The sequence below is a fragment of the Streptomyces sp. SPB162 genome, from assembly GCF_029504575.1.
Taxonomy (GTDB): Bacteria; Actinomycetota; Actinomycetes; order Streptomycetales; family Streptomycetaceae; genus Actinacidiphila.
Window position 1 is genome coordinate 5,555,776 of sequence record NZ_JAQFII010000001.1, and the last position, 23,109, is coordinate 5,578,884.

Annotated in this window: 18 protein-coding genes; 13 read left to right on the plus strand and 5 right to left on the minus strand. The window is 71.5% G+C overall.

Annotation, left to right across the window (positions count from 1 at the left end):
- The first annotated feature begins 31 nt into the window (after positions 1 to 31).
- From M2266_RS25230 to M2266_RS25245, 4 genes are all read left to right on the plus strand, one after another.
- Complete coding sequence (locus tag M2266_RS25230; RefSeq protein WP_277440248.1) at positions 32 to 2,260, plus strand: MMPL family transporter; 2,229 nt, start codon at positions 32 to 34, stop codon at positions 2,258 to 2,260.
- Between the two features lie 453 nt (positions 2,261 to 2,713).
- Positions 2,714 to 3,301 carry a hypothetical protein gene (locus M2266_RS25235; protein ID WP_277440249.1) on the plus strand — a complete coding sequence of 196 codons (588 nt, stop codon included), beginning with the start codon at positions 2,714 to 2,716 and terminating at the stop codon, positions 3,299 to 3,301.
- 185 nt (positions 3,302 to 3,486) lie between these two features.
- The gene (locus tag M2266_RS25240; RefSeq protein ID WP_277440250.1) at positions 3,487 to 3,711 is read left to right on the plus strand and encodes a hypothetical protein; all 225 of its coding nucleotides are present in this window, start codon (positions 3,487 to 3,489) and stop codon (positions 3,709 to 3,711) included.
- A 36-nt stretch (positions 3,712 to 3,747) separates the two neighbouring features.
- A complete protein-coding gene (locus M2266_RS25245) occupies positions 3,748 to 6,834 on the plus strand; it encodes a helix-turn-helix transcriptional regulator (protein WP_277440251.1) in 3,087 nt (1,028 codons plus the stop codon).
- Here M2266_RS25245 and M2266_RS25250 read toward each other — a convergent pair.
- From M2266_RS25250 to M2266_RS25260, 3 genes are all read right to left on the minus strand, one after another.
- Positions 6,815 to 6,976 carry a DUF6191 domain-containing protein gene (locus tag M2266_RS25250; RefSeq protein ID WP_277440252.1) on the minus strand — a complete coding sequence of 54 codons (162 nt, stop codon included), beginning with the start codon at positions 6,974 to 6,976 and terminating at the stop codon, positions 6,815 to 6,817. The two genes, M2266_RS25245 and M2266_RS25250, sit on opposite strands and share 20 nt — an antisense overlap.
- Before the next feature lie 17 nt (positions 6,977 to 6,993).
- Positions 6,994 to 8,157: a PQQ-dependent sugar dehydrogenase gene (locus M2266_RS25255; RefSeq protein ID WP_277441346.1), complete on the minus strand. Its 1,164-nt coding sequence runs from the start codon at positions 8,155 to 8,157 to the stop codon at positions 6,994 to 6,996.
- Positions 8,158 to 8,382: 225 nt separating this feature from the next.
- On the minus strand, positions 8,383 to 9,426 hold the full coding sequence (locus tag M2266_RS25260; RefSeq protein ID WP_277440253.1) for an aldo/keto reductase: 1,044 nt from the start codon (positions 9,424 to 9,426) through the stop codon (positions 8,383 to 8,385).
- 87 nt (positions 9,427 to 9,513) lie between these two features.
- Between M2266_RS25260 and M2266_RS25265 the strand changes: the two genes are divergently transcribed.
- From M2266_RS25265 to M2266_RS25295, 7 genes are all read left to right on the plus strand, one after another.
- A complete protein-coding gene (locus M2266_RS25265; RefSeq protein ID WP_277440254.1) occupies positions 9,514 to 10,467 on the plus strand; it encodes a 2-hydroxyacid dehydrogenase in 954 nt (317 codons plus the stop codon).
- A 277-nt stretch (positions 10,468 to 10,744) separates the two neighbouring features.
- Entirely contained in the window at positions 10,745 to 13,585 is a 2,841-nt protein-coding gene (locus M2266_RS25270) for an EAL domain-containing protein (protein ID WP_277440255.1), read from the plus strand.
- A gap of 198 nt (positions 13,586 to 13,783) precedes the next feature.
- On the plus strand, positions 13,784 to 15,661 hold the full coding sequence (locus tag M2266_RS25275; protein ID WP_277440256.1) for an acetolactate synthase large subunit: 1,878 nt from the start codon (positions 13,784 to 13,786) through the stop codon (positions 15,659 to 15,661).
- Between the two features lie 31 nt (positions 15,662 to 15,692).
- Positions 15,693 to 16,220, plus strand: coding sequence for an acetolactate synthase small subunit (gene ilvN, locus M2266_RS25280; RefSeq protein WP_269272675.1), 528 nt, complete (start codon positions 15,693 to 15,695; stop codon positions 16,218 to 16,220).
- Positions 16,221 to 16,336: 116 nt separating this feature from the next.
- Positions 16,337 to 17,338, plus strand: a complete 1,002-nt coding sequence (gene ilvC, locus M2266_RS25285) for a ketol-acid reductoisomerase (protein ID WP_269272676.1) — start codon at positions 16,337 to 16,339, stop codon at positions 17,336 to 17,338.
- Between the two features lie 236 nt (positions 17,339 to 17,574).
- Positions 17,575 to 19,167 (plus strand): phosphoglycerate dehydrogenase, encoded by a 1,593-nt coding sequence (gene serA / locus M2266_RS25290; protein WP_277440257.1) that lies wholly within the window; start codon positions 17,575 to 17,577, stop codon positions 19,165 to 19,167.
- Positions 19,168 to 19,202: 35 nt separating this feature from the next.
- Positions 19,203 to 19,718, plus strand: a complete 516-nt coding sequence (locus M2266_RS25295; RefSeq protein ID WP_346780931.1) for a Uma2 family endonuclease — start codon at positions 19,203 to 19,205, stop codon at positions 19,716 to 19,718.
- A gap of 25 nt (positions 19,719 to 19,743) precedes the next feature.
- Here M2266_RS25295 and M2266_RS25300 read toward each other — a convergent pair whose 3' ends face one another.
- The gene (locus tag M2266_RS25300; protein ID WP_277440258.1) at positions 19,744 to 20,748 is read right to left on the minus strand and encodes an NADP-dependent oxidoreductase; all 1,005 of its coding nucleotides are present in this window, start codon (positions 20,746 to 20,748) and stop codon (positions 19,744 to 19,746) included.
- A 113-nt stretch (positions 20,749 to 20,861) separates the two neighbouring features.
- On the opposite strand from M2266_RS25300, the gene M2266_RS25305 reads away from it, so the two are divergent.
- Positions 20,862 to 21,140 carry a hypothetical protein gene (locus M2266_RS25305; protein ID WP_277440259.1) on the plus strand — a complete coding sequence of 93 codons (279 nt, stop codon included), beginning with the start codon at positions 20,862 to 20,864 and terminating at the stop codon, positions 21,138 to 21,140.
- Between the two features lie 66 nt (positions 21,141 to 21,206).
- Here the strand turns inward: M2266_RS25305 and M2266_RS25310 are convergent, their stop codons facing one another.
- A complete protein-coding gene (locus tag M2266_RS25310) occupies positions 21,207 to 21,899 on the minus strand; it encodes an SDR family oxidoreductase (RefSeq protein ID WP_277440260.1) in 693 nt (230 codons plus the stop codon).
- Between the two features lie 115 nt (positions 21,900 to 22,014).
- On the opposite strand from M2266_RS25310, the gene M2266_RS25315 reads away from it, so the two are divergent.
- Positions 22,015 to 22,584: a TetR family transcriptional regulator gene (locus M2266_RS25315; RefSeq protein ID WP_277440261.1), complete on the plus strand. Its 570-nt coding sequence runs from the start codon at positions 22,015 to 22,017 to the stop codon at positions 22,582 to 22,584.
- Positions 22,585 to 23,109 lie beyond the last annotated feature (525 nt).

Sequence of the window (23,109 nt, forward strand, 5' to 3'; positions counted from 1 at the left end):
AAGATCCACCCAAGATCCCAGGGAAGCAGGCATGGCCGCACTCGCCCGGTGGTGTCTCCGCCGTCGTCTCACCGTCGTTCTGCTGTGGATCGCCGCTCTCGCCGGCCTCACCGCCGGCGCCGCCCTCGCCGGCTCCGCCTACTCGAACGACTACGAGATACCGGGCACCGAGTCCGGCCGCGCGGTCACCCTGCTGGAGCAGGCGTTCCCGCACCAGGCGGGCGACTCGGACACGATCGTCTGGCACACCGAGGGGAACGCCGCCGGCGGCGTCCGTGCCGACGGCGTCGAGCAGCGGATGACCAGGACCCTGGACACGATCGCGAAGCTGCCGGGCGTCGCTTCCGTGACCAACCCCTACGGCGCCGAGAGCGCCGGCCGCATCAGCCATGACGGCCGGACCGCCTACGCCGACATCACCTTCGACCGTGCGGCCGACGACATCGCCGCCGGGCAGGCCGAGGCCGTCGTGGACACCGCGAAGGCAGCCGGGGGCGACGGGCTACGGGTCGAGCTCGGCGGCATCGCCGTCGCGGCCACCGAGGGCGACAACTCCCACCTCAGCGAATTGATCGGGATCGGCGTCGCCGCCGTGGTGCTGCTGCTGGCCTTCGGGTCCTTCGCCGCCATGTGCCTGCCGATCGCCACCGCGCTGATGGGCGTCGGCACCGCGTACCTGGGGATCGAGCTGCTCGGCCACGTGATGACCGTGGCCGACTTCGCACCGATGCTCGGCCTGCTCATCGGCCTCGGCGTGGGCATCGACTACGCGCTGTTCATCGTCACCCGGCACCGCAGAGGCCTCAGACGCGGCCTGCCGGTGCGCGAAGCGGCCCAGCAGGCCGTCACCACGACCGGCCGCGCGGTGGTCTTCGCGGGCGGCACGGTCTGTGTGGCGCTGCTCGGCATGCTCATCCTGCGGCTCAGCTTCCTCAACGGGGTCGCCGTCGCGGCGGCGCTCACCGTCGTGCTGACGGTGGCCGCCTCGGTCACCCTGCTGCCCGCCCTGCTGTCGATGATCGGCATGAGGGCGCTCAGCCGCCGGGAGCGGCGGCAGCTGACCGAGCACGGCCCGCAGCCCGAGCTGCCCACCGGGCTCGCCGCCCGCTGGTCCGCCTTCGTGGAACGGCACCCCAAGGTGCTCGGCGCGCTGGCCGCGGCTGTGATGCTCGTCCTGGCGCTGCCCACGTTCTCCCTGCACCTCGGCACCTCCGACCAGGGCAACAACCCGGTCAGCAGCACCACCCGGCAGGCCTACGACCTGCTCGCGGACGGCTTCGGCCCCGGCACCAACGGGCCCCTGACCCTCGTCGCCGACGTCCAGGGCGCGGACGCCCGGTTCGCCCTCGACGAGCTGCCGCGGACCCTGCGTGACACCCCGGGCGTCGCCTCCGTGACCGCGACGACCGTCAGCGGCGACACCGGCGTGATCACCGTCGTGCCGGACACGGCGCCGCAGTCCCGGGACACCTCGGAGCTGGTGAACCGGCTGCGTGACGACGTGCTGCCGCGGGCCGAGGACGGCACCTCGCTCCAGGTGTACGTGGGCGGCCCCACCGCGAGCTACGACGACTTCGCCTCCGTCATCGTCGGCAAGCTGCCGCTGTTCGTCGGCGCGGTCGTCGGCCTCGGCTGCCTGCTGCTGCTCCTGGCGTTCCGGTCGATCGGCATCCCGCTGAAGGCGGCGGCGATGAACGTGGCCGCGGTCGCGTCGTCCTTCGGGATCGTCGTCGCGATCTTCCAGTGGGGCTGGGGGAGCGAGTTCCTGGGCCTGGGAGCGGCCGGGCCGATTGAGCCGTTCCTGCCGGTGATCATGGTCTCGGTGCTCTTCGGACTGTCGATGGACTACCAGGTCTTCCTGGTGAGCCGGATGTACGAGGAGTGGCTGGAGACCCGGGACAACCGGCGTGCGGTACGGGTCGGGCTCGCGGAGACCAGCCGGGTGATCAACTCGGCCGCGATCATCATGATCGCGGTCTTCCTGGCCTTCGTGCTCAGCGGTGACCGTGTCATCGCCATGTTCGGCATCGGCCTCGCGGCGGCCGTCGCGCTGGACGCGTTCATCCTGCGCACCCTGCTGGTGCCGGCGCTCATGCACCTGCTCGGCGGCGCCAACTGGTGGCTCCCGGCGTGGTTGGACCGCCGGCTGCCCAGGATCAGCATCGAACCACCGGCCGGCCCGGCTCCGGCCCCCGTCCAGCCGTCCGTCCGGCTGCCCGGACCCCGGGCGGCCGAACGGGAGCGCACGCCTACTTCCTGAGCATCGGGTTGCCGAGCGCGGCCGTGCCCTTGGCGTCGATCATGACATGGCCGGGAGAGAGGTCGCCGTGCACGACCGAGCGGCCGGAGGGAGTGGCGGAGCCCGACGTCGGCGAGTTGCTCCGCGACGCCTGGCACGCAGGTTCTCCCCCAGCTACCGCTGGGGGTGCCCCCAGTTGTCGGGCTCACCCCAGTGCGTCCAGTACAGGGGTGACCCTCCGCCGTGCGATCGCACGCCCCAGACGCCGCCGGGCCCGCCCTCCGGGCGGACACCGCCAGTTTGACGACACGACCCAGACCCCTGGAGTCCCGCGAAGAGCAGTGCGGCCAGGGGGAGTTCAGGTTGCCGCCGCCGGCTCGGGCGGGCCAAGCGCAGGTGCCAGGCCGTAACAGAGGGATCGCACTCAGCGAGCTCTCAGGTTCCTCTCAGAAACGGAACCTACGGTTTCGTCCCATGGACACCACGAAGACCGACGCACTGGACAAGGCCCCCACCGTTCCGGAGACGGAGACCCCGGACGTACCCGCGCAGGTCGTCGTCGACCCGGAGACCCGTGACGAGGACGGTCTCGAGGACGACCTCGAAGAAGACAACCGCGACAAGGACGGCGCTGACGGCGAACCGGCCGGGACGCCGTCCGCGCCCGGTCTGGCGGCCGCCGCCGGATCGGTCGTCGCGGTCGGGCTCGGCCTGTCGTCGCTCACCGGTACCTGGATCGGCGACCTCATGCAGGACCGTCAGCAGCTGATCGGCAACATCAAGTCCTCCGGCGGCACCCCGCACGCCCAGCTCGCCGCCGCGTACGGCACTCCCTGGCACACCGTGGCCCTCTTCAACGGCATCTTCGCCGTGGTCGCCATCCTGGTCGCGGCCGTCGTCCTGTTCCGTCCCGGCCGGCCCGCGACGGCGGGGAACCACTGGAGCCAGGCGCTCGCGTGGGGCGGACTCATCCTCGGCGCGCTCGGCCTGCTGATCGCCGGTGTCATGTGGTTCGACGTCTTCACGGACCTGCCGCTGCTCCCGGCGTCGTCCGCGTCGTGATCCGGAGCCTCCTTACGTCCTGCGGACCGTCTTCGCGGGCGGACTAAGGCCCCCCGCACCCGCGCGGCACCCGGCCTAAGGACCCCCGGCGGCCGGAGTTCGGGCAGCTGCCCGATGTGGCGCACCCCCCTCGGAGACGAAGCTTGGCGCAGCGGAACAAGCCGCTGAGCCAAGGGGAACACACCATGTACGAGCTCGAACTCCACCGGGTCCGCGCCACCGAACTCCAGCGTCGGGCACGGAACGAGAACCAGGCCCGCGCGGTCGTCGCCGTCCGCCGCGGCGAGCGTCAGGCCCAGCGCCGGGCGCAGCGCGCGGCACGCCGTGAGGGGCGGGTGATCGCGGACACCGGCCGGGTGGGTCGCGTACTGCGCGGCGTTCGCGGCGTACGGCACCACGCGGCGTCTTAAGTGATAACCGGTACTGCGCTGTCGGACCGCCATGGGATGCTCAGCACCGTGCAGACCCAGTCCGTCAGTCCCGTCTTCGTCGGCCGCGACCGCGAGCTGACCCGCCTCGCCGACGCGCTCGCCCGCGCCCATGCGGGCGAGCCGCAGGGCCTGGTCGTCAGCGGTGAGGCCGGCGTCGGCAAGACCCGCCTCGGCGAGGAGTTCCTCGCGGCCGCCACCGCGGCGGGCGCGGTGGCGGCCGTCGGCGGCTGTGTGGAGATCGGCGCGGACGGTCTGCCCTTCGCGCCGGTGTCCACGGCGCTGCGCTCGCTGTACCGGCAGCTCGGGGACGAGCTGACGGCCGCGGCCGGCAACCAGGCGGGCGAACTGTCGCGGCTGCTGCCGGAGCTGGGCGAGCACCACACGGTGCCGCGCGACGGGCGCGACTCGCAGGACGACGACGGCCGGGTGCGGCTCTTCGAGCTCACCGCCCGGCTGCTGGAGCGGGTGGCGGCGGACCGCACGGTCGTCCTCGTCCTGGAGGACCTGCACTGGGGGGACCGCTCCACCCGCGAGCTGCTCGCCTACCTCTTCCGGTCGCTGCACCGCGGCCGGCTGCTGATCGTGGCCACCTACCGGTCCGACGACATTCACCGCAGGCACCCGCTGCGCCCCTTCCTCGCCGAACTGGACCGGCTGCGCACGGTCGGCCGGATCGAGCTGTCCCGGTTCAGCCGTGCGGAGGTCTGCAGCCAGATCACCGGCATCCTGGCCGCCGAGCCCGACGGCGACCTGGTGGACAAGGTCTTCGACCGCTCCGACGGCAACCCGTTCTTCGTCGAGGAACTCGCCGTCAGCATCCAGCAGGGCTGCAGCCACGGCCTGAGCGACTCGCTGCGCGACCTGCTGCTCGTGCGCCTCGAAACGCTCTCCGAGGACGCCCAGCGCGCCGCGCGGATCGTCGCCGAAGGGGGCACCACCGTCGAGTACCCGCTGCTGGCGGCCGTCGCGGGGCTCGGCGAGGACGAGCTCATCGAGGCGCTGCGCGCCTGCGTCGGCGTCAACATCCTGCTGCCCTCCGAGGACGGCGACGGCTACCGCTTCCGGCACTCCCTGGTCCGCGAGGCGGTCAGTGACGATCTGCTGCCGGGTGAGCGCAGCCGGATCAACCGCCGGTACGCCGAGGCACTGGAGGCCGGCCCCGGTCTGGTCCGCAACGACGAGCGGGCCGCCAGGCTGGCCAGCTACTGGTACTACGCGCACGACCCGGCGAAGGCGCTGCCCGCTGTGCTGCGCGCCTCCGTCGAGGCCCGCCACCGCCATGCCTACGCCGAGCAGCACCGGCTGCTGGAGCGGGCGCTGGAGCTGTGGGAGGACACCCCCGAGGAGATCCGCGCCGAGCTGCGTCCCGCGGACTACGCCGAGGTCTACCCGCCGTGCGGCTGCCACCCCGACGCCCCGCTGCGCTTCCTGGACCTGCTCGCCGAGATCACGGTCGCCGCCCGGCTGAGCGGTGAGCCCGAACGGGCCTTCGCCGTGGCCAAACGCGCGCTGCGGCTGGTCGACGAGGCGGAGGACGCGCTGCGCGCCGCCTGGTTCCGCGCCCAGCGCTCCCGGCTGGTCCAGGACCTGGGCCGCGGTGACGGCTGGGAGGACGTGTCCCGCGCCCAGGAGCTCCTGCGCGGCATGCCGCCGTCGGCCGTCCACGCCGACGTCCTCGCCTTCGCCGCCGCCTGGATGATGATCCACAAATCCGGCGAGGAGGCCATCGCCACGGCGGAGCGGGCCGTGGACCTGGCCCGCCTGGTGGACGCCCGCGAGACGGAACTGCACGCCCGGCTGACCCTCGGACTGCTCCTCGCCGACTCCGGGGACGTGGAGGGCGGCCTGGCGCTGGCCGAGGACGTCTGCCGCGAGGCGCGCGAGCTCGGGCTGCCCGGACTCACCGGCCGCGCCCACGGCAACCTCGCCTCGGTCCTGGAGGGCGCGGGCCGGTCCCGGGACGCCCTCGCCGTCGCGTCCGAGGGCATCGAGCGCGTCCGCGAGATCGCCACCCGCAACGTGCGGGCCTACCTGCGCGGCAACGAGGGGGAGTCGCTGTTCTCCCTCGGGCTGTGGGAACGCTGCGAGGCGGCCGTCCAGTGGTCCCGCCGCAACGTGTCGGGGCGGATGGCGGCCGGCGGCCAGGCGATATACCTGGGCTTCCTCGCGCTGCGCCGCGGACAGGACGCGGCGGCCGACGAGCACGCGCAGGACGCGCGGGACAGTTTCGTGCACGACACGCAGCCGCAGCACCTGGTCCCCATCCGGACGCTGACGCTGGAGATCGCCGTCCGGCGCGGCCGATTCGACGAGGCGCGCGCGGTCCTGGCCGACGCGCTCGACGCGGGCTTCGTGCCCGGCACCTCGCGCTACTGGTGGCCGCTGTTGGCCGCCGGAGCCGCCGCCGAGGCGGACGGCCCCTGGATGACGGTCGACGACCGGGACCGCGCCGCGCACCTGCGGCGCATCCGCGAGAGCGCGTCCGCGCTGCCCCGGCTCGCGCCGGTCTGGGAGGCGTACGCCCTGCTCGTCGAGGCGGAGCTCGCCCGCGCCGAGGGCCGGGCCGCGCCCGAGCTGTGGGCGGCGGTGGTCCGCGCCTTCGAACCGGTGGAGCGCCCGTACGAACTGGCCCAGAGCCGCTACCGGTGGGCGGAGGCGCTGCTGGCCACCGGGCACGAGACCGGGGAGGCACGGGAGGCCAGGGCGAGCCGGGAGGAAGCCGGCGCGCTCCTCATGCTCGCCCACACGGCCGCCGCCGCGCTCGGCGCGCGCCCGCTCTCCGACGAGGTCGCGCTGCTCGCCCAGCGCGCCCGGCTCTCGCTGCACGAGCCGGACGGCCGGGAGGGCGCGCGGGCGCACCCCGTCGCGGAGGAGCCCGCCGACCCGGCCGAGGCGCTGGGGCTGACCTCGCGGGAGCGCGACGTGCTGCGGCTGGTCAGCGACGGGCGGACGAACCGTCAGATAGCCGAGGAGCTCTTCATCTCGCCGAAGACGGCGAGCGTGCACGTCTCCAACATCCTGGCCAAGCTCAACGTCTCGGGGCGCGGCGAGGCGGCGGCGCTGGCGCACCGACTGCGGCTGTTCACCGTTCCGTCCGTATGACGACCGTCCCGGAGTCGAGGTCTATCGACCCGCGTCCGGGATCGTTGTCGCCGGTGTCCTCGCGGGACAGCGCCAACCGGTTCCGCTCGTCGTCGGTGTGCTTGCGCCCCGGCGCGAACAGCTCCTCGACAGGGTTGAACATCGAGCACCTCCCCGGTGTCAGCCGACCTTCAGCCGCAGGATGCGGTCGTCGCCGGGCTTGGCAACGCCCCGCCCGTCGGTGTTGCTGGTGGTCAGCAGCAGGCTGCCGTCCTCCACCGCCACCACGGTACGCAGCCGCCCGTAGGTTTTCGTGAAGAACGCCTGCGGGGCCGCGGCGGCCTTCGTGCCGTCCAGCGGGACGCGCCACAGCCGCTCGCCCTTCAGCGACGCCATCCAGATGCCCCCGGCGGCGTAGGCGATGCCGCTGGGGGAAGCCTCGTCGGTGTGCCACTGCACGACCGGGTCGACGTATCCGGCCCGGTGCGCCTGGCCCTCGACGACCGGCCAGCCGTAGTTCCTGCCCGGCTCGATGAGGTTCAGCTCGTCCCAGGTGTTCTGCCCGAACTCCGCCGCCCACAGCCGGCCCTGCGCATCCCACGCCAGGCCCTGCACGTTGCGGTGGCCGTACGAGTAGATGACGGAGTCGGCCTCGGGGTTGCCGTGCGCGGGCTGCCCGTCCGGGGTCATCCGCAGGATCTTCCCGCCCAGCGACGTCTTGTCCTGGGCCAGCGGCCGGTTCCCACTCTCACCGGTCCCGGCGTAGAGCATCTTGTCGGGGCCGAAGGCGATCCGGCCGCCGTTGTGGTTGGTGCCGCTGGGGATGCCGCGCAGGATCGTGTCGGGCGCCCCCAGCTGCTGGCCCACCGGCCGGGAGGGGTCGTAGAGCATGCGCGCGATGCGGTTGTCGTCGGCGGTGGTGAAGTACGCGTACACCAGGCGGTCCGAGCCGAACGACGGGGAGATCGCGAGCCCGAGCAGGCCGCCCTCGCCGCCCGGCGTGCCGCCGGCCACCCCCGGCACCGAGCCGACCTCGGCGGTCTTGCCGGTCACCGGATCGGTCCTGAGGATCTTCCCGGTGTCCCGGGAGGCCACCAGCAGCGCCCCGTCCGGGAGTTCGGCCACCCCCCACGGCGTGGTGAGGCCGGTGGCGACGGTTCCGGTCACCGTCGCCGTCCCGGTCGCGGGCGCGGCGGACTCGGAGGCCGGGGAGCCGGTGGTCGCCGTGGGGCCGGCGGCCGGGGTGGTGGTGGCCGGCGGCTTGGTGGTCGGTGGGTCCGGGACCCCGCCGTCGGGGGACGAGCAGCCCGCGAGCAGCGCGGCGGCGGCAAGCACGGAGGTCACGGCGGTCGCGGTGGTGGTACGGCGGTGCACGGCGGGTCCTCCCTCGTGGTGTCCCGCGTCGGCATCACCGGGCTGCGCCCCGTGGTGCCGACGCCGATTGGGACGGCGGGGACGACCCCCGGGGAATTGCAGCACACAAGGGGTCCGCGCCGCGCGAATCTTCCGGGTTCTTCCGCGCGCCTCCGGCTGCCGGCGACCCCTCGGGTCGGGGCCCGGCCCGCGCGGTCAGTCCCAGGAGCCCCGTACGGCGGGCAGCCCGGCGATCTCCGCGAAGTCCGCCGGCTCCAGCCGCAGCGCGGCCGCCCCCGCGTTCTCCGCCGCCCAGCGCTCCCTCTTCGTACCCGGTATCGGGACCACCGAGGGCCCCTGGCCGAGTATCCACGCCAGCGCCACCTGGGCCGGGGTCGCGCCGAGCCGCTCCGCGATCCGCCGAAGGCCCGCCACGATCGGCTGGTTGGCGGCCATCATCTCGGCCGTGAAACGCGGATGACGGGCCCGCAGGTCGTCCGGTTCGAAACCCTGCCCCGGGGTGAGGGTGCCGGTGAGGAAGCCGTTGCCGAGCGGCATCGCCGCCATGAACCCGACACCGCGCGCGGCACACCACGGAAGCAGCGTCTCCAGCGCCTCGGTGGACCACACCGAGAGCTCCGCCTGCACACAGCTCACCGGGAACACCTGCTGCGCGCGCACCAGTTGCCGGATCGTCTCCTCGTGCATGCGCCCGCCCGTCTCCCGCCGCCACCCCTCCACGGACGCGCCGCGCGAGCCCCCCTTGTTCGTCCGCCGGTTCCCGCGCGCTCCGACCGCGCAGAACCCGAGCGAACGCACCTTGCCCGCCGCCACCAACTCCGCCATCGCGCCCCAGGTCTCCTCGACCGGGACCTCGGCGTCGATCCGGTGCAGCTGGTACAGGTCGATGACATCGGTCTGCAGCCGCCGCAGCGACGCGTCGCAGGCCCGCTTGACGTAGCCGGGGCGCCCGTTGGCCACGATGTGCTGCTCGCCCACCAGCAGACCGCACTTGGTGGAGACGAACGCGTCCTGCCGCCGCTCCCGCAGCACCCGCCCGATCAGCAGCTCGTTGGTGAACGGGCCGTACATGTCGGCCGTGTCGAGCAGGGACGACCCATGGTCCAGTGCCGTGTGCACCGCCCGGAGGGACTCCTCACCGTCCTGCCGCGAAGCGCTGTACGCCCAGCTCATGGGCATGCATCCCAGGCCCACGGCGCCCACTTCGAGAGCTGCTGCACCGATTGTCCTGCGCTCCACCTGGCCTGCCCTCCTCACGACGCCCCGACAGGGGCGTGGACCAAGGTAACGTCCCCCTCGGACAGTGCGTCGCATAGCCTCCTGACCATGGCTGACACGTTGCAGAACCACCGGCCCCAGGTCTGGTTGCCCATTCCGCCCGCGGAGCTCGGCCCGCTGCCCGCGGACCTGGACTACGTCTTCTGGGACGGCGCCGACGCATACCCGGCGGATCCGTCGACCGCCGCGTTCTACGTCGTCCCGTACATGAAGGGGGCGGAGGTCGCCGGACGGCCGCTGCCGCGGATGTCGGGCCTCCGCGTCGTACAGACCCTGAGCGCGGGCACCGACCACGTCGCCGGACACCTCGGGCAGCTGCCGCCTGGCGTGCGCCTGTGCAACGCGCGGGGCGTGCACGAGGCGAGCACCGCGGAACTCACCCTCACGCTCATCCTCGCCTCGCTGCGCGGTATCCCGCGCTTCGTGCGCGGCCAGGACGCGGAGGAGTGGCACGACGGCTTCTACCCCGCGCTCGCCGACAGGAGCGTGCTGATCATCGGCTACGGCTCGATCGGCAGCGCCATCGAGGACCGGCTCACGCCGTTCGAGTGCGACGTCGTCCGCGTCGCCCGCAGCGCGCGGCCCTCCCCGCGCGGCCCGGTGCACTCCCTCGCCGAACTGCCGGAACTGCTGCCGCAGGCCGATGTGGTGGTGCTCTCCACCCCGCTCACCGAGGCGACCAGGGGACTGGCCGGAGCGGAGTTCCTGTCCGGGATGAAGGACGGCGCGCTGCTGGTGAACGTCGCGCGCGGGCCCGTGGTTGACACCAAGGCGCTGCTGGCCGAACTGGAGTCCGGACGACTGCGGGCGGCACTCGATGTCACGGACCCGGAACCGCTGCCCGCCGGACACCCGCTCTGGCACGCGCCGGGCCTGCTCATCAGCCCGCACGTCGGCGGCAGCACCTCCGCCTTTCTCCCCAGGGCCAAGCGGCTGCTGCGCGCTCAGTTGTTCCGCTTCGCCACAGGGGAGCCGCTGCACAACGTGGTCACCACCACCTGACGCCGCAGGCGGAGGGCGGGTGGCACCCCGTGACTGCGCTGCGTACTGGTGATCTTCCCTGCGGTTACGCTGTGTAGAGGAACTATGTCCCTGAGTGACGGGTCTGGTGTATCGTCCCGACCGGGGGACGCGTCACGGACGCCCGGGGGTTGCACGCGGGTGACGGCGGCGCGCGAAAGGTCAGCAAGCAAGGGGGGCGACGGGTGATGCACTGCCAATGGGGAGACGACCTGACGCGGTACCGCGGCGTACCGCGACAGTTGTCCGGGGCCACGCGGTGAGCTCCACCGGGGCGGTGATCGCTCAGCCGCCCGCCCATGCCGGCCGGGCCGGGCTCGTGCCCCAACTCCTGGTCGCCGCCCTCTGCGGGGGTTACGCGACCGGCGCGGCGGTGGGGTGGGGATCGACCTGGCTCGCGGACATCATGGGCGACTTCGGGCTCGCCGCCGCCGCGGCCGCGGCCGGTGTCTCCTCGTTCGTCTACGCGCGGACCCTCAGGGGCCGCCAGCGGCCCACCTGGTTCCTGTTCGCCGGCTCATCCGCCATGGTGGCGCTCGGCAACGGAACCTGGGGATGGTACGAGGTGGTGCTGGACGGCACACTGCCGCAGACGTCGATCGCCGACTTCTTCTTCCTGCTCTTCGCCCCACCGGCGATCATCGGCCTGCTGATGCTCGCCAAGCGCCCGGTGACCCGGGCCGGCTGGGTCTGCCTGGGCCTCGACGCGTGGCTCGTCGGCGGCTCGCTGCTCACCCTGGCCTGGAGCCTCGCCCTGGCGAACGACGCGAGCCTGGAGGGGCTCAGCGCCGCCCAGGCCGCGCTCCGGCTCGCCTATCCGCTGCTTGACATCGCGCTCGCCAGCATGGTGCTGGCGCTGCACTTCCGGCGCTCCCCGGCGAACCGGGTCGCGGTCAACACCGCCATCGCCGCCCTGGCGCTGACCGTGCTGTGCGACGCGCTCTTCCGCTCCCCGCTCTGGCGCGAGCACTACCAGTCCGGCCACATCCTGGACGCCGGGTGGTTCGCCGGCTCCATGCTCCTCGCGTACGCCCCCTGGGCGGGCCGGCGGAACGCCGCGCGGCAGGACCCGCGCTCCCTCGCACACTCCAGCCGCAAGGTAGCGGGCTCGCTGGCCGCGCTCGTCCCGTACCTGGCGGCGGCCGTCTGCACCCTGGGCATCCTGTACAACGTGATCGACGGCCGGAAGACCGACCACGTGGTGCTCTTCACCGGCTGCACCGTCGTCCTCGCCCTCGTCGTGCGCCAGGGCATCATGCTGCTCGACAACATCGCCCTCACCCAGGAACTGGCCCAGAAGGAGAACCACTTCCGGTCCCTGGTGCAGGGCTCCAGCGACGTCATCATGATCGCCGCGCCCACCGGGGTGCTGCGCTACGTGAGCCCCGCCGCCCGGGGCGTGTACGGGCGGGACGCCGGGGAGATGGTGGGCACCGAGCTCGCCTCGCACATCCACCCCGAGGACCTGGGGCGGGTGGTGCACGAGGTCCGCAGGTTTCTCGCCGCCTCGCCCGCCGCGGAGCCCGCTACGCGCATCGAGTGCCGCATCCGCGCCGGACGCGGCCGGGACGGCGGCGGCTGGCTCAATGTGGAGTCCAGCGTCAACCGCTACCAGGGCGGGCTGATCTTCAACAGTCGCGACGTGACCGAACGGGTGCGCCTGCAGGCCCAGCTCCAGCACAACGCGTCGCACGACCCGCTCACCGACCTGCCGAACCGGGCGCTGTTCACCGAGCGGGTGAGCCGGGCACTCGGCGGCCGCCGCAGCGGCGACGGCGAGGCGGCGGTGCTCTTCGTCGACCTCGACGGTTTCAAGGCGGTCAACGATACGGTCGGCCACCAGGCCGGCGACGAGCTGCTCGTCCAGGCGGCCAGGCGGCTCCAGGAGTCGGTCCGCTCGGGGGACACGGCGGCACGTCTGGGCGGCGATGAATTCGCCGCCCTCATCTGTGGCGGGAGTGCCGACCGGCGGCTGCGGGAGTACCAGATCCACGAGATCGCCGACCGGCTGCGGTCCGCGCTCTCCCAGCCGTACCGCGTGGAGTCCGGCGAGGTCCGGGTCGCGGCCAGCATCGGCGTCGCGTTCGCCGAGCCGGGGATCACCCCCAGCGAGCTCATGCGCAACGCGGACCTGGCGATGTACCGCGCGAAACAGGCGGGCAAGGGCCGGGTCGAGATGTACGCGCCCCAGATGCAGGCCGACGTGGTGCGCAGGGCCGAACTGGCCACCCGGCTGCGCAACGCCCTGCACGACGGGGAGTTCACCCTCCTGCACCAACCCGTGGTCGAGCTGCGGACCGGCCGGGTCGCGGCCGTCGAGGCGCAAGCCCGCTGGCGCTCCGCCCAGGGCATCCTCTTCACCCCCGCCGAGTTCCTGCGGGTGGCGGAGGACACCGACCGCACCGCGGAGCTGAGCCGCTGGCTGCTGCAGGAGGCGGTCGAGCAGGCCGCGCTGCGGCACGGATCCGGCCACGCCGTGCCGGTGGCCGTCCGGATGTCCGTCCGTCGGCTGATGCACCGGGACCTGCCGCCCGGCAGCATCGAGACGCTGCTGAGCCGCCATGAGCTGCCGACGGGCGGCCTGGTGCTGGAGCTGACCGACAACGACCCGCGGATCTCCCTGGAGGAGCTGGAGCGCAGGCTGTCGGCGCTGCGCCGCCTCGGTGTCCAGATCGCACTGGACGGCTTCGGCACCGGCTACGCCGCGATGACCGCGCTGCGCCGCCTCCCGGTGGATCTGCTCAAGATCGACCGCAGCTTCGTCGAGGGGATCGTCGAGTCCGCGCGGCTGCACAAGATCACCGCGGGCATGCTGCGGATCGCCGAGGACCTGGGCATCCGCACCGTCGCGGACGGGGTGGACCGGCCCGAGCAGGTCGTCGCGCTGCGCGCCATGGGCTGTACGCACGGCCAGGGCCTGGCGTTCTCCGGCCCGCTCGACGAGCACCGGCTGCGGGGCTCGCTGACCCGCGGCGGCTACCCCGTACCGCATGGCTCGGTGGCCCTGACCGGCGGCCCGCTGCCCGTGCGCCACAACGGCACCACCGGTTCGGGTGACGCCCTCTGCTCAAATGCTGAGACGCCCGTCCCACCCGCTTGACACTCCGAGGGGTCCAGGGAGAGGGTCGTGTCCATGCGCACCCGAATTCTCGTACTTGGAAAGCGCGTCGGCTGACCGGGGCCCACCACCGCCTTGGAAAACGCACCGACGCGCTCCCCTCGCTTGCCTGACGGCACGAGGGGTTTTTTGTTGCCTGGCACCCAGAAGAAAACTCATCTTCGAGAGAAGAGAACGCAGATGACCGAGCAGGCCACCGGGGCCCCCCATCCGCAAGCGCGGGCCCGCAGCGGGGGACAGCAGCCCACCACCCCAGAGCGCATGACGGGCGCGCAGTCCCTCATCCGCTCGCTCGAGGCGGTCGGCGCCGACACCGTATTCGGTATCCCTGGCGGTGCGATCCTGCCGGCCTACGACCCGCTGATGGACTCCGTCAAGGTCCGCCACATCCTGGTCCGCCACGAGCAGGGGGCCGGCCACGCCGCCACCGGCTACGCGCAGGCCACCGGCCGGGTCGGCGTCTGCATGGCCACCTCCGGGCCGGGCGCCACCAACCTCGTGACCCCGATCGCCGACGCCCACATGGACTCCGTCCCACTGGTCGCGATCACCGGCCAGGTCGCCTCCAAGGCGATCGGCACCGACGCCTTCCAGGAGGCGGACATCTGCGGCATCACGATGCCGATCACCAAGCACAACTTCCTGGTGACCAGGGCCGAGGACATCCCCCGGACCATCGCCGAGGCGTTCCACATCGCCGCCACCGGCCGTCCGGGCCCGGTCCTCGTCGACATCGCCAAGGACGCGCTGCAGAACCAGACGACCTTCTCCTGGCCGCCGCAGACGGACCTGCCCGGCTACCGCCCGGTGACCAAGCCGCACGCCAAGCAGATCCGTGAGGCCGCCCGGCTGATCAACGAGGCCAAGCGCCCGGTGCTGTACGTCGGCGGCGGCGTCATGAAGGCCCGCGCCACCGCCGAGCTGCGGATCCTGGCCGAGCTGACCGGCGCCCCGGTCGTCACCACGCTGATGGCGCTCGGCTCGTTCCCCGACAGCCACCCCCAGCACGTCGGCATGCCCGGTATGCACGGTGACGTCACCGCGGTCACCGCCCTGCAGAAGTCCGACCTGCTGATCGCGCTCGGCGCCCGCTTCGACGACCGGGTGACCGGCCGGCTCGACACCTTCGCGCCGGGCGCGAAGATCGTGCACGCCGACATCGACCCCGCCGAGATCGGCAAGAACCGCGCCGCGGACGTGCCGATCGTCGGTGACGCCCGCGAGGTCCTCGCCGACCTGATCGTCGCGGTCCAGGCGGACCACGAGGCCGGCCACAAGGGCGACTACGCCGACTGGTGGAAGGACCTCAACCGCTGGCGCGAGACCTACCCGCTGGGCTACGACACCCCGGACGACGGCAGCCTCTCCCCGCAGCAGGTCATCGAGCGGATCGGCCAGCTGGCCCCCGAGGGCACGCTGTTCGCGGCCGGCGTCGGCCAGCACCAGATGTGGGCCGCGCAGTTCATCAAGTACGAGAAGCCCAACACGTGGTTCAACTCCGGCGGCGCCGGGACCATGGGGTACGCGGTGCCCGCCGCGATGGGCGCCAAGGCCGGTGTCCCCGGCGCGACCGTCTGGGCGGTCGACGGTGACGGCTGCTTCCAGATGACCAACCAGGAACTGGTCACCTGCGCGCTCAACAACATCCCGATCAAGGTCGCCATCATCAACAACGGCGCCCTGGGCATGGTCCGCCAGTGGCAGAACCTCTTCTACGGGGAGCGGTTCTCCAACACCGTGCTGCACGCCGGTGAGACCAACTCGAACAGCGGCTCGACGGTCGGCGTCGGCTCGACGGTGAACCGCGGCACCCGCGTCCCGGACTTCGTCAAGCTCTCCGAGGCGATGGGCTGCGTGGGTCTGCGCTGCGAGAGCCCGGACGAGCTGGACGCGGTCATCGCCAAGGCCAACTCGATCAACGACCGCCCGGTGGTCGTGGACTTCATCGTCCACGAGGACGCCATGGTGTGGCCGATGGTCGCCGCCGGCACCTCCAACGACGAGATCCTGGCCGCCCGCGATGTCCGCCCGGACTTCAGCGACGGCCAGGAAGACTGAGGCGCAGGACCGAGAGAAGGAACGAAGCGACATGTCCAAGCACACGCTCTCCGTCCTGGTGGAGAACAAGCCCGGCGTCCTGGCCAGGATCACCGCGCTGTTCTCCCGCCGCGGCTTCAACATCGACTCCCTCGCGGTGGGCACCACCGAGCACCCCGAGATCTCCCGCATCACCATCGTCGTCAACGTGATCGACGAACTGCCGCTCGAGCAGGTCACCAAGCAGCTCAACAAGCTCGTCAACGTGTTGAAGATCGTCGAGCTGGAGCCCTCGGCCGCCGTTCAGCGTGAACTCGTTCTGGTGAAAGTGCGGGCCGACAACGAGTCCCGTTCCAAGATCGTCGAGATCGTCCAACTGTTCCGCGCCAAGACCGTGGACGTCTCCCCGGAGGCCGTCACGATCGAGGCCACCGGCGGCGCCGACAAGCTCGAAGCGATGCTCAAGATGCTGGAACCCTTCGGCATCAAGGAGCTGGTGCAGTCCGGCACCATCGCCATAGGGCGTGGCGCCCGCTCCATCACCGACCGCTCCCTGCGGGCCCTCGACCGCTCCGCCTAGCACCGCTCGCCCTGCGGTCCCGCCCCCGGTGGGACCGCATGGCGAGACCGAAGCGCTTTCCTCCGCCCACCGGACGTAGTGTGTGGGCAATCCACAGAACCAAGGAGATATCCCAAGTGGCTGCCGAGCTCTTCTACAACGACGACGCCGACCTCTCCATCATCCAGGGCCGCAAGGTCGCGGTCATCGGATACGGCAGCCAGGGTCACGCCCACGCGCTGTCGCTGCGCGACTCCGGCGTCGACGTGCGCGTCGGCCTGCACGAGGGCTCCAAGTCCAAGGCGAAGGCCGAGGAGGAGGGCCTGCGGGTCGTCTCCGTCGCCGAAGCCGCCGCCGAGGCCGACGTCATCATGATCCTGGTCCCGGACCCGCTCCAGGGCAAGGTCTACGAGGAGTCCATCAAGGACCACCTCAAGGACGGCGACGCGCTCTTCTTCGGCCACGGCCTCAACATCCGCTACGGCTTCATCAAGCCGCCGGCCAACGTCGACGTCGCCCTGGTCGCCCCGAAGGGCCCGGGCCACCTGGTCCGCCGCCAGTACGTCGAGGGCCGCGGCGTCCCGTGTATCGCGGGTGTCGAGCAGGACGCGACGGGCAAGGCGTTCGAGCTCGCGCTGTCCTACGCCAAGGGCATCGGCGGCACCCGCGCCGGCGTCATCAAGACCACCTTCACCGAGGAGACCGAGACCGACCTCTTCGGCGAGCAGGCGGTCCTCTGCGGCGGCGCCTCCGCGCTCGTCAAGGCGGGCTTCGAGACCCTCGTCGAGGCCGGCTACCAGCCCGAGATCGCGTACTTCGAGTGCCTCCACGAGCTCAAGCTGATCGTGGACCTCATGTACGAGGGCGGCCTGGAGAAGATGCGCTGGTCGGTCTCCGAGACCGCCGAGTGGGGCGACTACGTCACCGGCCCCCGCATCATCAACGACCAGACCAAGGTCGAGATGAAGAAGGTCCTCGCCGAGATCCAGGACGGCACCTTCGCCAAGAACTGGATGGCCGAGTACGAGGCCGGTCTGCCGAAGTACAACGAGTACAAGAAGGCCGACCAGGACCACCTGCTGGAGACTACCGGCAAGAAGCTCCGCAAGCTCATGAGCTGGGTCGACGACGAGGCGTGAGCCCCGTCGGGTGCGGGGCGGTCGCAGTGGCCGCCCCGCACCGTTGTCCACGGCGTACAGCCACGTGCGGGTGATCCTTCCACCAAGGCACAAGTCGTACTCGGCGGCGCCGATACACTGCAACTACAAAGCGCGTCAGGCTCACAGCGTCGTGCGTCTTCCACGCGGCATGCCATCCCCTCCCTCCCTGGAGCGTCCGCGGGACCGGCCGCCCACGAAGGACAAGTGAGGACCACGTGAGCCAGAAGCCTGTCGTACTCATCGCCGAAGAGCTGTCGCCCGCCACCGTCGACGCGCTGGGGCCGGATTTCGACATCCGGCACTGCAACGGCGCCGACCGGGGTGAGTTGCTCTCCGCGATCAAGGATGCCGACGCCATCCTGGTCCGAAGCGCCACCAAGGTCGACGCGGAGGCCATCGCCGCCGCGCCCAAGCTGCGGGTCGTCGCCCGTGCGGGCGTTGGTCTCGACAACGTCGACGTGGCCGCCGCCACCAAGGCCGGCGTCATGGTCGTCAACGCGCCGACCTCGAACATCGTCACCGCCGCCGAGCTGGCCTGCGGCCTGCTCATCGCCACCGCCCGCAACATCGCGCCGGCCAACTCGGCGCTGAAGAACGGCGAGTGGAAGCGGAACAAGTACACCGGCGTGGAGCTGGCCGAGAAGACCCTCGGCGTCGTCGGCCTCGGCCGCATCGGCGCGCTGGTCGCCCAGCGCATGTCCGCGTTCGGCATGAAGATCGTCGCGTACGACCCCTACATCCAGCCCGCTCGCGCGGCCCAGATGGGTGTCAAGATCCTCAGCCTGGACGAGCTGCTGGAGGTCTCCGACTTCATCACCGTCCACCTGCCGAAGACCCCCGAGACCCTCGGCCTGATCGGTGACGAGGCCCTGCACAAGGTCAAGCCCTCGGTCCGGATCGTGAACGCCGCACGCGGCGGGATCGTGGACGAGGAGGCGCTCGCCTCGGCCCTGAAGGAGGGCCGCGTCGCGGGTGCGGGCCTGGACGTGTACGCGAAGGAGCCGTGCACCGACTCCCCGCTCTTCCAGTTCGACAACGTGGTGGCCACCCCGCACCTGGGCGCCTCCACCGACGAGGCGCAGGAGAAGGCCGGCATCGCCGTCGCCAAGTCCGTCCGCCTCGCGCTCGCCGGTGAGCTGGTCCCGGACGCGGTCAACGTCCAGGGCGGCGTCATCGCCGAGGACGTGCGCCCCGGTCTGCCGCTCGCCGAGAAGCTCGGCCGGATCTTCACCGCGCTGGCCGGCGAGGTCGCCGCCCGGCTCGATGTCGAGGTCCGCGGCGAGATCACCCAGCACGACGTGAAGGTGCTCGAACTCTCCGCGCTCAAGGGTGTCTTCGAGGACGTCGTCGCCGAGACGGTCTCCTATGTCAACGCCCCGCTGTTCGCGCAGGAGCGCGGCGTCGAGGTCCGGCTGACCACGTCGAGCGAGTCGCCCGACCACCGCAACATGGTCACGGTGCGCGGCACCCTGACGGACGGCACGGAGGTGTCGGTCTCCGGCACGCTGGCCGGCCCGAAGAACATCCAGAAGGTCGTCGCCGTCGGTGACGAGGACGTGGACCTGGTCCTCGCCGACCACATGGCCTTCCTCCGCTACACCGACCGCCCCGGCGTCGTCGGCACGATCGGCCGCATCCTTGGTGAGGCCGGCGTCAACATCGCCGGCATGCAGGTCGCCCGCGCGGCGGCCGGCGGCGAGGCCCTCGTGGCCCTGACCGTCGACTCCTGCATCCCGCCGGCCGCCCTGGCCGAGATCGCCACGGAGATCGGCGCGACGTCGTCCCGCGCGGTGGACCTCACGGACTGACCGCGGGTCACCGGCCTTCCGAGGTCGCATCGTCAGTGACGAGGCCGCCCTTCGCTCGTAGGAAGGGCGGCTTCGTCATTCCCTCCCGCTACGTTGAACGCTGGGGGCGGAATCCCGTCCATGGGAGGAATCGTGACCGCCGAACCGCTGCCGGCCTGGCTTTCCCGCCTCCGGGCGGATGCACCGCGGACGACCTCGACCGCATTCCCGATCTCCCGCCGCACACAGAGCTGATCGGCGGGAGCCTTGTCTTCGTGAGTCCGCGGAAGAGTTTCCAGACTCTGGTCATGGATGTCCTGGTGAATGGGCTGCGACGATCCGTGCCCGTGAGCCTGCGGGTGCGTCGGGAAATGACGATTGCCGTGGACCGACACGACCGTCCTGAGCCGGACGTCTCCGTCGTCCGCGCGGAAGCGGTGCCCGGCGAGGGGCTCAACGAGACCCGCTATCTCGTCGAGGACATCGTTCTCGCGGTGGAAGTGGTCTCCCCGGAGTCGGTGGCGCGTGATCGCAAGCGCAGGTCCCAGCTCTACGCGGAAGCCGGGTGGTGATCCGGCCGCCGCCGGCGTGCCCGCCCTACGTCATGGAGACGACGACCTTGCCGGCCTTCGCCCGGCCCTTTTCGACGTACTCCATGGCCTGGAGGGTTTCGTCGAACGGGAAGACGCGGTCGACGAGGGGGCGGATCCTCCCGGAGTCGATGAGGGGGGTGAGTTCGCGCAGTTGGTCACCGCTGGCCTTCATGAACAGGAACGAGTACGTCACGCCGAGGCGCTTCGCCTGGTAGCGGGTCTTCGCGCTGAGCGCGGTCATGGCCAGGCGGAGGATGGGGTTCGCGCCGAGTTCGCGGGCGAAGGCCGGGTCGGGCGGGCCCGCGACGCTGATGGCCGTGCCGCCGGGCTTGAGTACACGCAAGGACCTGGCCAGGTTGTCGCCGCCGAGGGAGTCCAGGACGATGTCGTAGCCGTCGAGGAGTTTGGTGAAGTCCTGGGTGCGGTAGTCGATGGCGACGTCCGCGCCGAGTTCCCTGACCAGGTCGATGGTGGCGGTGCTCGCGGTGGTGGCCACGTGCGCGCCGAGGGCCTTGGCCAGCTGGACGGCGATGGAGCCGAGGCCGCCGGCGCCCGCGTGGATGAGGACTTTCTGACCCGGCTGCACATGGGTGCGTTCGACCAGTGCCTGCCATGCGGTCAGGGCGACCAGGGGCAGGGAGGCGGCCTCGGCCATGGTGAGGGTGGCGGGTTTGGGGGCCAGGTCGTCCTGGTGGACTGCGAGGAGTTCGGCGAAGGTGCCGATGCGGTCCTTGTCGGGCCGGGCGTAGACCGCGTCCCCCACCGCGAAGCGGGTGACGGCGGACCCGACCTGGAGGACCTCTCCGGCGAGGTCGTTGCCCAGGACAAGCGGCAGACGATAGGGCATGAACGCCTTGAAGTCCCCGTTGCGGATCCTGAGGTCCAGCGGGTTGATTCCCGCCGCGTGGATTTTGACCAGGACGTCGTCCGCACCCACCCGGGGGTCGGGCACCTCGGCGGCGCGCATCCCGGCTTGGTCGCCGTACTTCTCGACCAGGAAAGCCTTCATCGTCGTCTCCGTTCCGTTTCCCGTCCGTGAGAGGGCGGGGTCTGCGTTCGTCCCGGGCGTATCCCAGTACGAGATAGTTTGTGACGTTTCTCTGGCTGAGGCGTGGGCGCATTGTGTCCTCAGCCGCGTTCGCCCGTCGGGCCATCGGCGCGACCGGGGCGATGACGCGGTCGGCGGCGCTTCCCTGGAGGCGGTCCAGGGAAGCGGAGATTCCCCTCGGGGGGACGCCGGACGGCACCGCGCTGAGTCTCGGTCAGGCGGGTGTGCTGCACGTCGGTCAGCTGGACGTCCAGGGCGCCGAGGTAACCGTCGAGCCGGCGGTGCCGAAGTTCGCGGTGCCGAGCGCCTACTCGGACCCGCGCAGTCCGGTCCGGCGCCCGCAAGCCGTGTAACGCATCAGGTGTCCTGACGTAAGGGGATCAAGAAGGGGGGTGCGCTGCGGCGGAGGCGGGCGAGCCTTATGCCGTGTTCGTCTGCGCCGCGTCGGCCAGGCTCTGCTTGACCTGCCGGGTGAACTCGTCGGCGACGATCTCGGGCCGGCCCGTCTCGATGCCGAACAGGGCCTGGGCCGCGACGTCGGCGGCGGCGGTCTTCTGGTCGGCGGGGACGCCGGCGGCCATGTCGGTGTCCATGTAGCCAACGTGCAGCGCCGAGACGGCGATGCCGCGAGGCGCCAGCTCCTCGCGGGTCGCATTGGTCAGCGCCCACGCGGCGGCCTTGGACGCGGCGTAGGAGCCGAGAGCGGCCGGGTGCACCCAGGACAGGACAGACAACACGTTGAGCACGGCGCCGCCGCCGTTCGCCTCGATGACGGGGGCGAAGGCCCGGGTCGCGGCGAGCGGGCCGAAGAAGTTGGTCTCCATCTCCCGGCGCACCTCGTCCAGGTCGCCTCCGATCAGCGGCGCACCGGTGGAGATGCCCGCGTTGTTGATGAGCAGCGTCGCGTCCGACGCGATGCGGGCGGCCTCGCGTATCGACTCCTGGTCCGTGACGTCCAGACGCAGTGGGGTGACACCCGGCAGGTCGACTGTCTCGGGGCGGCGGGCCGCCGCATACACCTTGGCGCCGCGCTCGACGAGCTGGGCGGCCAGGTGCCGCCCGAGGCCCCGGTTGGCGCCGGTGACCACTGCGACCGCGTCTTTGAGTTCCATGCCTGCTCCTGAGCCTGGCGAGGGCCGTCGGGCCACCCGCATGATTTAGATTACGTAATCAATCTAAACACCGCGGTACGATAGATGCCAGTCGACATCCAAACGGGAGGTGGTCATGGGCCGCGTATCGCAGGCACAGGCGGAGGAAAATCGCAGGCGGGTGGTGGACACCGCCTCCCGGCTGTTCCGGGAACAGGGCACCCACATCAGCGTCGCCGATCTGATGAAGGCGGCCGGTCTCACGCACGGCGCCTTCTACAAGCAGTTCGCCTCCAAGGGGGCGCTCGTCGATGAGGCCACCGCCCACGCCTTCGCCGAGCTCACCCGGCACCATGCGGCCGGACTCGAGCGGTACGACGGGCAGCGCGCCGCCGCCCAGCGGGCCCTGATCGACACCTACCTCTCCGTCGAACACCGCGACGACCCGGCGGACGGCTGCCCGGTCGCGGCCCTCGCCACCGACATCGCGCGCGAGGGCGGGGGGCGAGAGGCCCGTCGCGTCTACACCGAGGGGGTGGCCGACTTCACCGACTTCCTCGCCGATGGCGAGCAGGACGGCATCGCCCGACTCTGCACCCTGTTCGGTGCGCTGGTTCTGTCCCGCGCCACCCAGGGCTCCCCGCTCTCCGAGGAGATCCTCGCCGCCGCGCACGCAGCCTTGATCAGGGGCGCGGCGGGCGAGTAGGCGATTCGGGTGATCAGGCGAACGCGGGGCCGGGCCGCCACTGTCTGCGGCACCTGGCCTTGTGCTCACTGTGGATCGCGCCGAGCTGCGGACGTACGGACCGGTGGGATCGCACGCACCAGACGCCCCGGGCCCCACCCTCCGGGCGGACGCCGGTATGTGTCAGACACGGCTGTAGGGAGCGCGGCTTCATGAGCACTGGTTCCTGCGAGAACACGAGAATCCGGCTGGTGAGCAGTGCGCGTGTTGGGTGATCATGAGCAAAAGTGCCCACCTGGCCTTGAGCTGTAGCCACTATCGGTAGTGGCCTCTGGGAGAGATCGCCGAGCTGGGGAAGTTTCATTAGCGGGCCCTGTCACAGACCACTGCCCAAAGCGGCGGCATCTCGAAGGCGGCACTGTGCGGCGACTACACCCGGGCGAGGCACGTTCAGGTCGTACAGCTGACCGGCCCCGCCTCGAGGCAAGCATGCCGAATGATCGAGGGAGGCAGGGACGGCACGGGAGGCCGCAAAGACTCACTCGC